The sequence below is a fragment of the Bacillus sp. ATD genome (genome assembly GCF_050585765.1).
In the GTDB taxonomy this organism is placed as follows: Bacteria; Bacillota; Bacilli; order Bacillales; family Bacillaceae; genus Bacillus; species Bacillus stercoris.
This window is the reverse complement of record NZ_JBOBQH010000007.1, coordinates 88,755-101,426: the sequence shown is the minus strand read 5'-3', so window position 1 is coordinate 101,426 and position 12,672 is coordinate 88,755. Positions and strand designations below refer to the sequence as shown.

Here is a 12,672-nt window from a genome sequence, read left to right as displayed (position 1 = left end):
TTTTTATTTTTGTTCAAAAATAGCAAAAATGTTTTTTGCCTGCTGCGTATTGTCGATAAGCCCCTTCCATTTTTCCTTTCCCGGACCGTAAGCATAAACCGGTACGTCTTCCCCGGTGTGGGCTAATGTCGTCCAGCCTGAAAAAGACCGTTTATCAAAAATCAATTGAATGCTTTTTTGGATCTCAGCTGTATTCGATTGTGAGGCTGCATTTTTAACCTGATTTATCTCGTTTTCCGTCAGCTTCATATCAACATAAGTGCTGAGCACCTTTTCGGCATCTTGGCCTTCAGCGATCTTTTCTGCCATATAGCCCGGCGTTTTTTTAGCGGCGATGATTGGGGAAGGGTCCCATTTATAGCCGGTCTCGCGCGTCATTCCCTCTGCGCCGTAAGAGAACCCGCCTGTAGAGTGATCAGCTGTAATAATAACCAGCGTTTCTTGATCTTTTTTCGCAAAATCCAGAGCAGCTTGAACGCCTTTCTCGAAATCTTCCATTTCGCTCAAAGCGCCCACCACGTCATTTTCATGGGCTGCATTGTCAATATTGCTTCCTTCCAGAAGCATAAAAAAACCGTTTTCGTTCTTCTGTAACTGGGTGAGTGCCGCTTCCGTCATGTCTTTTAGAGAGGGTGTGCTGTTCTCTCTGTCAATCGCTTTATCTAATTCAACTTCTCCAAACAGTCCGAGAAGTTTTTCGTGCTGATTTTTTTTTAGGTCTTGCTTCGTGGTCACATAATAATAGCCGTCTTTTCGGAATTCTTCAGCAAGATTTCGGTCATTGCGAATGAAATATTTCGCTCCGCCTCCAAGTAAAACATCAACCTTATGAGATCCATTAATACGTTCATCATAGTATTGGTCAGCAATTTCAGTGTAGTTTTTCCGTGAGACGTTATGTACGCCGAAAGCAGCGGGAGTGGCATCGGTTAAGTCCGAAGTCACGACGATGCCGACGGATTTCTTTTTCTCTTTTGCAGCTTCAGTTACGCTTTTGAGCCGCTGATGATTGTTGTCTACAGCAATGGCGTCATTATATGTTTTCGTTCCGGTTGCCATGGCAGTTGCAGCCGCCGAGGAATCAGTGATATTGTCTCTGGGATCGTTAGGTTGCGTCATCTGCATGCCTGTTAAATAAGAGTCCCATGCTGTTTGGACGGGAGTGTTCAGCTTTTCGCTTTTTAAAGTCCTATAGCTGTTAATCATCGGCATACCCATTCCGTCTCCGATGATTAGGATAATATTTTTAGGATTCTTGCTGCTGCTCTTGGATGATTGAGAATGAGGAGGGGATATGAATTCAGTTATGGCAAAAATACTTAAGAAAGCAGTCAAAATGAGGGTGACAGTTACTGTAAACCGTGATTTGGTAATGACGAACATCTCCTTTTATTATATTTATTTACTAATATGTATTTTATTTGAAAATAATAGAGACTTCAATGTTTTTTTCGATGACAGCAAAAAGCCAATGGGATTCCGCCCCATTGGCTTTTATAATGTATCACACTTCACGCCGACTACGCCTTCAATGGCTTTAATGTCATAGTAGACATCGGTCGTGTATCTGTTTTTATGGACGCGGACCTTCACTTCCATAATTGGAAAATCCTTTTCGCCCAGGTCGTCGATCCGGACGGAGTGTGTTTTGATATCTTTTCTTTTCATTTCTTTTAAAATCTCTGTCATTTTGTCTTTATCAGAAAGTGACATTCTGATGCGGATGTCTTTTTCCTGCAGGCGGTCGGGACCAATTTTTCTGACCACCCATGGGAGAAATTCCACGCTGATCAGGATGAACAGAAGACTGGCAAACGCTTCTTTATAAAATCCGGCTCCCGTTGCCAGCCCGAGTCCCGCTGCACCCCAGATCATGGCCGATGTCGTCAGGCCGGAAATGACATCATTGCTTTTTCGCAGGATGACACCGGCTCCGATAAATCCGACGCCGGAGATGATTTGTGCCGGCAGGCGCAGCGGATCCATCATGATGCGGTAGTATTTAGGGAAATGATATGCCGCATTAATACTGACGATCGTCAGCATGCATGAGCTAACGGCGATGACGATACAGGTTTTTAATCCGAGCGGCTTATTTTTTAATTCGCGTTCAAGCCCGATGACCATGCCAATCAATGTGGCAATGCCCAATTTTAATAAAATATCAGGATCAATATACCAGCTCAACAGCAAACTTCCCCCTTTTCTAAGGTGTTTTTAAATAAATATGATTTTCTCACAGTATTTATAGCAAAACAAGAGCACAAAAGCCACCAAGCTGCGCTTGATGGCTTATTGTTTACTTTTTGCGTTTTAACAGCTTTTCCATGACACCGAATAATCGGTAAGAGGCTTTTGCAGGACGTTTTGTGATCAAGCTTCCAATAATACCTGCAATCATACTCAAGAAAAATCCTGGAATCATTTCATAGATGCCTGTAGAGTCAGCTAAACCAGTTGTAATCCAAATTAATACTGTTGCAGCCCCAACAACCATGGCTGAAAGGGCGCCCCATTCAGTCATCCGTTTCCAATACAGGCTCAGCAGAATGGCAGGCCCAAAAGCAGAACCGAATCCGGCCCATGCATAACCAACCAAATCAAGAATCGTGCTGCTCGGATTCAAGGACATCAGAATCGCAATGACTGCGATAATCAATACTGACAGCCGGCCGGCCAAGACCAATTCTTTATCTGATGCTTCACGTCTGAAAAATGTCCGGTATAAGTCTTCTGTCATTGCGCTCGCTGTTACCAAGAGCTGAGAAGAGATCGAACTCATAATGGCTGCTAAAATAGCAGACAGCAAAAATCCAGTAATCAATGGATGGAACAATATTTTAGAAAAAATAATGAAAATCGTTTCAGGATCACTTACAGCAACTCCGAATTTATGGGCGTAAGCCACACCGACTAAACCCGTTACAGTTGAACCAAGAATGGAGATAATCATCCAGCTCATACCGATTCTGCGCGCAGGTTTTAAATCCTTGATATGCTTAATCGCCATAAAACGGACGATGATATGAGGCTGACCATAGTAGCCTAAGCCCCAAGCCAAATAAGAAATAATGCTAATGACGCTCGCGCCTTTAAAAATATCCAATAGCTTTGGGTTTACAGCTGTAATCTCATGTAAAGCAGGAGAAACGCCGCCCAGCTGGGTAAAAGCAACGATCGGCACAAGCACTAGTGCTGCAAACATGATCGCACCCTGTACAAAGTCAGTCAGACTGACAGCAAGGAAACCGCCAAACAGTGTATATAACACGACAACGCCTGCAGTCAGCAGGAGTCCAAGTGTATAATCGGCTCCAAAAGCAGATTCAAATAATCTTCCGCCTGATACCATACCTGAAGAAGTATACAGTGTGAAAAAGATCATAATGATTAAAGCTGATACAATTTTCAGCACTGACGAAGAATGCTGGAATCGTTTATCAAAAAAATCGGGAATCGTAATCGCGTCATCCGCCGCTTCCGTATACGCTCTAAGACGTGGAGCCAAAAGAAGATAGTTCGAATACGCGCCGATTGTCAAACCGAGTGCTAGCCATAGTGTCGACAAGCCTGTCGCAAACATTGCCCCTGGAATTCCCATCAGCATCCATCCACTCATATCCGCCGCGCCGGCAGACAAAGCTGTGACAAACGGTCCGAGGCCTCTTCCTCCAAGCATGTAATCGTTGATATCAGTTGTTTTCTTAAACGAGTACCAGCCGATTAACAGCATGGCAGTAAAGTAAATTCCTAAAGATATAATAATTTCAATACTCACGATTTACCCTCTCTTCATTTCTAATAATGTTGCATCACCTCTCAAATTGATGGTGCCAGTTAAGCAGCCTGGCGTAAGTGCGAAACAAAAGAAATTCTTTTGGGGGTGCACTTGGTAACTTAACCTAACAAAGTATTCCCGGCCATTCAAGCAATGAAACCTTGCTCATGAGCGGGAAATACCGCCGCAAACCTAGAAGGGAATAAAGAATAAAACGCTTTCAAAAAATAATAAAAGTAAAAATATTCAGAAAAATATTTCGTTTCTCCTTCGTCTCATTTTAGTATAAAATATATAGGGTATTGTTTCGAAAACACAGGCCTGTCTTAAGGCGTTTTGTTGCTTTAAAGGGCTTGTTTTTGATATGATCAGTATTATATGACTTAACGGAGAAATATGTGGAGGTGGATCATATGTCACGAATTTCAATAGAAGAAGTAAAGCACGTTGCGCACCTTGCACGACTTGCGATTACTGAAGAAGAAGCAAAGATGTTCACTGAACAGCTCGACAGCATCATTTCCTTTGCCGAGGAGCTGAATGAGGTCAACACAGACAATGTGGAGCCTACAACTCACGTGCTGAAAATGAAAAATGTCATGAGAGAAGATGAAGCGGGTAAAGGTCTTCCGGTTGAGGATGTCATGAAAAATGCGCCTGACCATAAAGACGGCTATATTCGTGTGCCATCAATTCTGGACTAAAGGAGGGACACAAGAATGTCATTATTTGATCATAAAATCACAGAATTAAAACAGCTCATACATAAAAAAGAGATTAAGATTTCTGATCTGGTTGACGAATCTTATAAACGCATCCAAGCGGTTGATGATAAGGTACAAGCCTTCTTGGCATTAGATGAAGAAAGAGCACGCGCATACGCGAAGGAGCTTGATGAGGCGGTTGACGGCCGTTCTGAGCATGGTCTTCTATTCGGTATGCCGATCGGCGTAAAAGATAATATCGTAACAAAAGGGCTGCGCACAACATGCTCCAGCAAAATTCTCGAAAACTTTGATCCGATTTACGATGCTACTGTCGTTCAGCGCCTTCAAGACGCTGAAGCGGTCACAATCGGAAAACTGAACATGGACGAATTCGCCATGGGGTCATCTACCGAAAACTCAGCTTACAAGCTGACGAAAAATCCTTGGAACCTGGATACAGTTCCCGGCGGTTCAAGCGGCGGTTCTGCGGCTGCGGTTGCTGCGGGAGAAGTTCCGTTTTCTCTTGGATCTGACACAGGCGGCTCCATCCGTCAGCCGGCATCTTTCTGCGGCGTAGTCGGATTAAAGCCTACATACGGACGTGTATCTCGTTACGGACTGGTCGCATTTGCGTCTTCATTAGACCAAATTGGTCCGATTACCCGTACGGTTGAGGATAACGCATTTTTACTTCAAGCGATTTCCGGTGTAGACAAAATGGACTCTACGAGTGCCAATGTGGACGTGCCTGATTTTCTTTCTTCATTAACTGGCGACATCAAAGGACTGAAAATCGCCGTTCCGAAAGAATACCTTGGTGAAGGTGTCGGCAAAGAAGCGAGAGAATCTGTCCTGGCAGCCCTAAAAGTCCTTGAAGGCCTCGGCGCTACATGGGAAGAAGTGTCTCTTCCGCACAGTAAATACGCGCTTGCGACATATTACCTGCTGTCATCTTCTGAGGCATCAGCGAACCTTGCACGCTTTGACGGCATCCGCTACGGCTACCGCACAGACAACGCGGATAACCTGATCGACCTTTACAAGCAAACGCGCGCTGAAGGTTTCGGTAATGAAGTCAAACGCCGCATTATGCTAGGAACGTTCGCTTTAAGCTCAGGCTACTACGATGCGTACTACAAAAAAGCGCAAAAAGTGCGTACGTTGATTAAGAAAGATTTCGAAGACGTATTTGAGAAATATGATGTCATTGTCGGACCGACTACACCGACACCTGCGTTTAAAATCGGTGAAAACACGAAAGATCCGCTCACAATGTACGCAAACGATATCTTAACGATTCCGGTCAACCTTGCCGGCGTACCGGGAATCAGTGTGCCATGCGGATTAGCAGACGGACTTCCGCTCGGCCTGCAAATCATCGGAAAACACTTTGATGAAAGCACTGTATACCGTGTTGCTCATGCATTTGAACAAGCGACAGACCATCATAAAGCAAAACCTGAACTGTAAGGGGTGAAAAGAATTGAACTTTGAAACGGTAATCGGACTTGAAGTCCACGTTGAGTTAAAAACAAAATCAAAAATTTTCTCAAGTTCTCCAACGCCATTCGGCGCTGAGGCGAATACGCAGACAAGCGTCATTGACCTCGGATACCCGGGTGTCCTGCCTGTCCTGAACAAAGAAGCCGTTGAATTCGCAATGAAAGCCGCTATGGCGCTTAACTGTGAGATCGCAACGGATACGAAGTTCGACCGCAAAAACTATTTCTATCCTGACAACCCGAAAGCGTATCAGATTTCTCAATTTGATAAGCCGATCGGCGAAAACGGCTGGATCGAAATTGAAGTTGGCGGAAAAACAAAACGCATCGGCATCACACGCCTTCACCTTGAAGAGGATGCCGGAAAACTGACGCATACAGGCGACGGCTATTCTCTTGTTGACTTTAACCGCCAGGGAACGCCGCTTGTTGAGATCGTATCTGAACCGGATATCCGCACGCCGGAAGAAGCGTACGCGTATCTTGAAAAGCTGAAATCCATCATCCAATATACAGGCGTTTCCGACTGTAAAATGGAAGAAGGCTCACTTCGCTGTGATGCCAATATCTCTCTTCGTCCGATCGGCCAAGAGGAATTCGGCACAAAAACAGAATTGAAAAACTTGAACTCCTTTGCGTTTGTTCAAAAAGGCCTTGAGCATGAAGAAAAACGCCAAGAGCAGGTTCTTCTTTCCGGCGGCGTCATCCAGCAGGAAACGCGCCGTTATGATGAAGCAACGAAGAAAACCATTCTCATGCGTGTCAAAGAGGGATCTGACGACTATCGTTACTTCCCAGAGCCAGACCTTGTCGAGCTATACATTGATGATGAATGGAAGGAACGCGTAAAAGCAAGCATTCCTGAGCTTCCGGATGAGCGCCGCAAGCGTTATATCGAAGAGCTTGGCTTGCCTGCATATGACGCGATGGTTCTGACGCTGACAAAAGAAATGGCTGATTTCTTCGAAGAAACCGTTCAAAAAGGCGCTGAAGCCAAACAAGCGTCTAACTGGCTGATGGGTGAAGTGTCAGCTTACCTAAACGCTGAGCAAAAAGAGCTTGCCGATGTTGCCCTGACACCTGAAGGCCTTGCCGGCATGATCAAATTGATTGAAAAAGGCACCATTTCTTCTAAGATCGCGAAGAAAGTGTTTAAAGAATTGATTGAAAAAGGCGGCGACGCTGAGAAGATTGTGAAAGAGAAAGGCCTTGTTCAGATTTCTGACGAAGGCGTGCTTCTGAAGCTTGTAACAGAAGCGCTTGACAACAATCCGCAATCAATCGAAGACTTCAAAAACGGAAAAGACCGTGCGATCGGCTTCCTGGTCGGACAGATTATGAAAGCGTCCAAAGGACAAGCCAACCCGCCGATGGTCAACAAAATTCTGCTTGAAGAAATTAAAAAACGCTAATAAAAAAGCAGCCCTTAGAGGCTGCTTTTTTATGGTTAAATGGAGATAAAGACAGAGATCGAAGCCCGAAGCTTTTCAACTTCTTCGTTATTGGTTCCGGTCAAATTGGACAGCATGCCTTTTATAATCGGCTTGCGCGGTTTAGCCTGAGCCAGTTCTTCCTCGATCACATCGAGTGACACTGTGATATCCTCGGGCAGCGTGCTGTTTTCTTTCACTTTCTGAATGTCCTCAAGCAGCTGGTCCTTCCCCGCAGGCATCGGATTGAAAATTTCTTTTGGTACGATCGGATTGAGGTTTGAACGGCTCAGCCCCTGTATAAGATCATCCAGTCTCTCGATGATAAAGGCTGAGATTTCCTCTGCACCGATATTAAGCTCACTGTTAAATACCATCACATTCATATAGGAATGCACGATGCCTCTTGCCATGATAGACAGATCCGCGACGTACCGCTCAATTCCTTCGCCATAGGATACCAGCAAGGCATTCCGGTACAGCTTATCCGTCTCCATGGTTACTTTGTAAAAGTATTGCTTGATTTCTTGATTTTCCGGAATGATATTTTCGGTAAGCAAAAGAACAATAAAATCTTTATGATCGCGAAAATCTTCAAATTGAGCGCCAATTTGCTTTTTTAACACTTCCTTAGGCGGCTTTCCGGCGAGATCCTCTTCTATATCTTTCATTTTGGTCATAGACATACCGATGTAATATTCACAGGCAGATAACAGCAGCGCTTCTTTCGATTTGAAGTGCAAATAAAAAGCGCCCTTTGAAATGCCGCATTCACTGGCGATTTCCTGGATCGTCGTAGCTGCGAATCCTTTTTTCGCAAATAAACGAATGCTGGTTTTTATGATTTTCTCTTTTTTTTCATTCATGACGTGCTTCCCCTTAATCCTTGAAAAATTTAGTAAAATTTTCTGGTATATGAGTTGACGTTGTTGCGTTATAACGTTTAGTATTATATAGAATGACCAGTCAGTCAATAAAAAATGTAATGGAGGATATGATGAATCACGTTATTAATTTCGTTCTGAAAAACAAATTCGCCGTATGGCTGATGACGATTATTGTAACGGCAGCCGGCTTGTATGCGGGTATGAATATGAAGCAAGAGTCTATTCCTGACGTGAACATGCCTTACTTGACGATCAGCACGACATATCCGGGTGCGACACCAAGCCAAGTGGCTGATGAAGTGACCAAACCGGTTGAACAAGCCGTTCAGAACTTGGACGGTGTCAGCGTTGTGACGTCGACGTCCTATGAAAACGCATCGTCGGTCATGATTGAATATGATTATGAGAAAGACATGGACAAAGCAAAAACAGAAGCGGCTGAAGCGTTAGAAAACGTCAGTCTGCCTGATGACGCGAAGGATCCGGAGATTTCACGCTACAGCTTGAACTCATTCCCGATTCTGACGCTGAGCGTGTCCAGTGATAAAGATAACCTGCAAGAGCTGACGAAAAAAGTGGAGGACAGCCTCGTTTCTAAGCTTGAAGGCATAGAAGGCGTTGCGTCCGTCCAAGTATCAGGCCAGCAGGTGGAAGAGGTTGAATTCTCTTTCAAAGAAGACAAACTGAAAGAATACGGCCTTGATGAAGATACTGTGAAGAAAGTGATTCAAGGTTCAGATGTGACAACTCCGCTTGGCTTGTACACATTCGGAAATGAAGAAAAATCTGTCGTCGTCAGCGGCGATATTGAAACAATTAAAGATTTGAAGAATATGAGAATTCCTACGGCATCTGCTTCAAGTGCAGGCAGCAGCGCAGCATCTCAAGCGGCGGCGCAAAGTGCACAAGCAGCTCAGAGCGCGCAAGCGGCAGCACAGGCGCAGCAAAGCGCAAGCACAGCAGTGCCGACGGTCAAGCTTTCTGACATTGCTACAATTAAAGATGTGAAAAAAGCTGAATCCGTTTCACGCACAAATGGCAAAGACAGCATCGGCATCAACATCGTTAAAGCAAACGATGCGAATACGGTAGAGGTTGCCGACAATGTCAAAGCTGAGCTGAAGAAGTTCAAAGAAGACCATAAAGGCTTCAACTACAGCGCAACTCTCGACATGGCGGAGCCGATCACACAGTCAGTTGACACGATGTTAAGCAAAGCCATCTTCGGTGCTATTTTTGCGATTGTGATTATTCTCTTATTCTTAAGAGATATCAAATCTACATTAATTTCGGTAGTTTCAATTCCATTATCATTGCTGATCGCACTCCTTGTGCTGCAGCAGCTTGATATCACACTGAATATTATGACGCTCGGCGCAATGACCGTCGCCATCGGACGTGTCGTCGATGACTCCATCGTTGTGATCGAGAACATTTACCGCCGCATGAGACTCAAGGATGAGCCGCTCCGCGGAAAAGCCTTGGTTCGTGAAGCGACGAAGGAAATGTTTAAGCCGATCATGTCATCGACGATCGTGACCATCGCGGTATTCCTGCCGCTCGCACTTGTAGGCGGACAAATCGGTGAGTTGTTTATTCCATTTGCCTTAACGATTGTTTTTGCGCTTGCCGCATCACTGTTGATTTCGATCACGCTTGTGCCGATGCTCGCACACAGCCTGTTCAAAAAATCATTAACCGGTGCGCCGATGAAAGCAAAAGAACACAAACCAGGCAGACTTGCAAACATCTATAAAAAAGTATTGAACTGGGCGCTGAGCCATAAATGGATCACGTCTATCATCGCTGTTCTGATGCTCCTTGGAAGCTTGTTCCTTGTACCGTTAATCGGTGCCAGCTACCTGCCGTCCGAGGAAGAAAAAACGATGCAGCTCACATACAGCCCAGAACCGGGTGAAACGAAAAAAGAAGCCGAAAAAGAAGCTGAAAAAGCGGAAAAAATCCTGCTTGACCGCAAGCATGTCGATACGGTTCAGTATTCATTAGGCTCTGGCAGCCCGCTTGCCGGAGGAGATTCTAACGGTGCGTTATTCTATATCAAATATGAAAGCGACACGCCTGACTTTGATAAAGAAAAAGACAACGTGCTGAAGGAAATTCAAAAGCAATCTGACCGCGGAGAATGGAAGTCACAGGATTTCAGCTCTTCAGGCAATAACAACGAATTAACATACTATGTGTATGGCGATTCTGAAAACGATATTAAAGACACAGTCAAAGACATTGAAAAAATCATGAAAGATGAAAAGGATCTGAAAAACGTAAATTCAGGCCTTTCCAGCACATATGATGAGTACACATTTGTCGCTGACCAAGAAAAATTAAGCAAGCTCGGTTTAACCGCGTCTCAAATTTCTCAAGCCTTAATGTCACAAACATCACAAGAACCGCTCACAACTGTGAAAAAAGACGGCAAAGAGCTTGATGTGAACATTAAGACAGAAAAAGACGAGTATAAGAGTGTGAAAGATTTAGAGAATAAAAAGATCACTTCCGCGACTGGCCAGGAAGTCAAAATCGGCGATGTGGCAAAAGTGAAAGAAGGATCAACATCAGATACCGTGTCAAAACGTGACGGAAAAGTCTATGCGGATGTCACAGGTGAGGTTACATCTGACAACGTCACAGCCGTATCAGCTGCTGTACAGAAGAAAATCGATAAGCTAGACCATCCTGATAACGTATCGATTGACACAGGCGGTGTATCCGCGGATATCGCTGATTCCTTCACGAAGCTCGGTTTAGCGATGCTGGCAGCAATAGCGATCGTTTACCTTGTGCTCGTGATTACCTTCGGCGGAGCATTAGCGCCATTTGCGATCCTGTTCTCATTGCCGTTCACAATCATCGGTGCCCTGGTTGGACTTTACGTATCAGGTGAAACGATCAGCCTGAACGCAATGATCGGTATGCTCATGCTGATCGGTATCGTTGTCACGAATGCGATTGTCTTAATTGACCGCGTGATTCATAAGGAAGCGGAAGGTCTGTCTACGAGAGAAGCGCTCCTGGAAGCCGGCTCTACACGACTCCGTCCGATCCTGATGACAGCCATTGCGACAATCGGCGCCTTGATTCCATTAGCGCTCGGCTTCGAAGGCGGAAGCCAGGTCATTTCAAAAGGACTCGGCGTCACGGTTATCGGCGGTTTAATCAGTTCAACGCTTCTGACGCTCTTGATCGTGCCAATCGTATATGAAGTATTGGCGAAGTTCCGTAAGAAAAAACCGGGAACGGAAGAAGAGTAAAAAAACAAAAAGCCTCAGCTCTGCTGGGGCTTTTGTGCGTTTTCACCTGTAAGATTATGTACATTTTGTTGCGATTTTTTTAACTCATAGTATAATTAAAGGTTGTTAGTGTAAAAATGGATCGGATACTCTTAAGTAGGATGATGAGATAATGAAACGTGCACGCATAATATACAATCCGACTTCAGGACGGGAGATCTTTAAAAAGCATCTTGCCCAGGTCCTGCAAAAATTTGAACAAGCCGGCTATGAAACCTCCACCCATGCGACGACATGCGCAGGAGACGCTACACACGCTGCCAAGGAAGCGGCATTGCGTGAGTTTGACCTGATCATTGCGGCAGGCGGAGACGGAACGATCAACGAGGTCGTCAACGGGCTTGCGCCTTTAGACAACCGTCCGACACTCGGTGTGATTCCAGTCGGCACAACAAACGACTTCGCCAGAGCGCTCGGCATTCCGCGCGAGGATATTTTAAAGGCGGCAGATACGGTCATTAACGGCGTCGCCCGCCCGATTGATATCGGACAGGTCAACGGCCAGTATTTTATCAATATCGCCGGAGGAGGCCGTCTGACGGAGCTGACGTACGACGTGCCAAGCAAACTCAAAACGATGCTCGGCCAGCTTGCTTATTATTTAAAGGGAATGGAAATGCTGCCTTCACTTCGTCCGACAGAAGTCGAGATTGAATATGACGGCAAGCTGTTTCAGGGTGAAATCATGCTGTTTTTGGTCACGCTGACAAACTCCGTCGGCGGGTTTGAAAAGCTCGCGCCGGATTCAAGCCTGAATGACGGCATGTTTGATTTGATGATACTAAAGAAAGCAAACCTTGCTGAATTTATCAGGGTCGCCACGATGGCGCTTCGCGGAGAACACATCAACGACCAGCATATTATTTATACAAAAGCGAACCGCGTGAAAGTCAATGTATCAGAAAAGATGCAGCTGAACCTGGACGGCGAGTACGGCGGCATGCTGCCGGGCGAATTCGTGAATCTGTACCGACACATTCACGTCGTCATGCCGAAGGAGAAAGCGGAACAGCTGGATGACTAAAAACTTGGCTTTGTAAGCCAAGTTTTTCTTTCGCTT

8 protein-coding genes and 1 pseudogene are annotated in these 12,672 nt (G+C 45.1%); 5 read left to right on the top strand and 4 right to left on the bottom strand.

The window, feature by feature from the left end:
• Window positions 1-3 precede the first annotated feature (3 nt).
• The 3 genes from ACQXR1_RS16050 to putP form a co-directional block, all read right to left on the bottom strand.
• Window positions 4-1,383: an alkaline phosphatase gene (locus tag ACQXR1_RS16050; protein WP_430772476.1), complete on the bottom strand. Its 1,380-nt coding sequence runs from the start codon at window positions 1,381-1,383 to the stop codon at window positions 4-6.
• 111 nt (window positions 1,384-1,494) lie between these two features.
• Complete coding sequence (locus ACQXR1_RS16045) at window positions 1,495-2,193, bottom strand: MgtC/SapB family protein (protein WP_082033062.1); 699 nt, start codon at window positions 2,191-2,193, stop codon at window positions 1,495-1,497.
• Between the two features lie 106 nt (window positions 2,194-2,299).
• Window positions 2,300-3,778 carry a sodium/proline symporter PutP gene (gene putP / locus ACQXR1_RS16040; protein WP_014663094.1) on the bottom strand — a complete coding sequence of 493 codons (1,479 nt, stop codon included), beginning with the start codon at window positions 3,776-3,778 and terminating at the stop codon, window positions 2,300-2,302.
• Window positions 3,779-4,191: 413 nt separating this feature from the next.
• Between putP and gatC the strand changes: the two genes are divergently transcribed.
• From gatC to gatB, 3 genes are read left to right on the top strand one after another with little or no spacing between them, the layout of a single operon-like run.
• Window positions 4,192-4,482 (top strand): Asp-tRNA(Asn)/Glu-tRNA(Gln) amidotransferase subunit GatC, encoded by a 291-nt coding sequence (gene gatC, locus ACQXR1_RS16035; protein ID WP_003219442.1) that lies wholly within the window; start codon window positions 4,192-4,194, stop codon window positions 4,480-4,482.
• 15 nt (window positions 4,483-4,497) lie between these two features.
• Entirely contained in the window at window positions 4,498-5,955 is a 1,458-nt protein-coding gene (gene gatA / locus ACQXR1_RS16030; RefSeq protein ID WP_003242878.1) for an Asp-tRNA(Asn)/Glu-tRNA(Gln) amidotransferase subunit GatA, read from the top strand.
• 13 nt (window positions 5,956-5,968) lie between these two features.
• Entirely contained in the window at window positions 5,969-7,399 is a 1,431-nt protein-coding gene (gene gatB / locus ACQXR1_RS16025) for an Asp-tRNA(Asn)/Glu-tRNA(Gln) amidotransferase subunit GatB (RefSeq protein WP_003219444.1), read from the top strand.
• Here the strand turns inward: gatB and ACQXR1_RS16020 are convergent.
• Window positions 7,386-8,283, bottom strand: a pseudogene (locus ACQXR1_RS16020) (TetR/AcrR family transcriptional regulator). The gene gatB and the pseudogene ACQXR1_RS16020 overlap by 14 nt on opposite strands.
• Window positions 8,284-8,414: 131 nt before the next feature.
• On the opposite strand from ACQXR1_RS16020, the gene srfP reads away from it, so the two are divergent.
• Both srfP and ACQXR1_RS16010 read left to right on the top strand, forming a co-directional pair.
• Window positions 8,415-11,573: a surfactin resistance protein SrfP gene (gene srfP / locus ACQXR1_RS16015; RefSeq protein WP_172641200.1), complete on the top strand. Its 3,159-nt coding sequence runs from the start codon at window positions 8,415-8,417 to the stop codon at window positions 11,571-11,573.
• 151 nt (window positions 11,574-11,724) lie between these two features.
• Entirely contained in the window at window positions 11,725-12,636 is a 912-nt protein-coding gene (locus ACQXR1_RS16010; RefSeq protein ID WP_003233894.1) for a diacylglycerol kinase, read from the top strand.
• Window positions 12,637-12,672: the final 36 nt, after the last annotated feature.